Source organism: Neisseria sp. P0019.S002, assembly GCF_051957155.1.
Lineage (GTDB): Bacteria > Pseudomonadota > Gammaproteobacteria > Burkholderiales > Neisseriaceae > Neisseria > Neisseria perflava.
On the sequence record NZ_JBQCWS010000136.1, the window covers coordinates 1 to 448 of the forward strand.

A 448-nucleotide genomic window follows, 5' to 3' on the forward strand; every position below is an offset into this window, starting at 1 on the left:
GAATTACAACCAGAAGTTGTTGTTGCTTACGCATTGAAACATTACAAGCAACCTGACGTGCTGGTGTTGGGCATGGGTTCAGACGGACATACGGCGTCGTTGTTCCCTCAAGCGCCTCAATTACAGGCCGCAATCAATGAAGCCGATGACCCGACATTGATTCATACCACGCCGGTTACCGCGCCGCATGAGCGCGTAAGCATGACTTTGGGTGCGATTGCCAAAACGCCGAATGTGTTTTTGGCCATTCAAGGCGCAGAGAAAAAAGCAGTATTTGATAAAGCTGCCGCAAGGGCCGATACCGAATATCCGACCAGCCTGATTCTCAATCATCAAGGAATTAACTGCCATGTCTACTATGCACACTGAAGCTTATCCCCGCCTGGTCGCCGACATCGGCGGTACGAATGCCCGTTTTGCGCTTGAAACTGCCCCGCAAGTGATTGAG

At 51.1% G+C, this 448-nt stretch carries 1 protein-coding gene and 1 pseudogene; both read left to right on the forward strand.

The annotated features are described in order from the left end of the window. Window positions 1–369, forward strand: a 369-nt coding sequence (locus ACTHTY_RS11945; RefSeq protein WP_440367847.1) for a 6-phosphogluconolactonase, incomplete at its 5' end; no start/stop codon positions are given. Continuing rightward, window positions 350–448: pseudogene (locus ACTHTY_RS11950) on the forward strand (glucokinase); the annotation flags it as partial. The gene ACTHTY_RS11945 and the pseudogene ACTHTY_RS11950, both read left to right, overlap by 20 nt.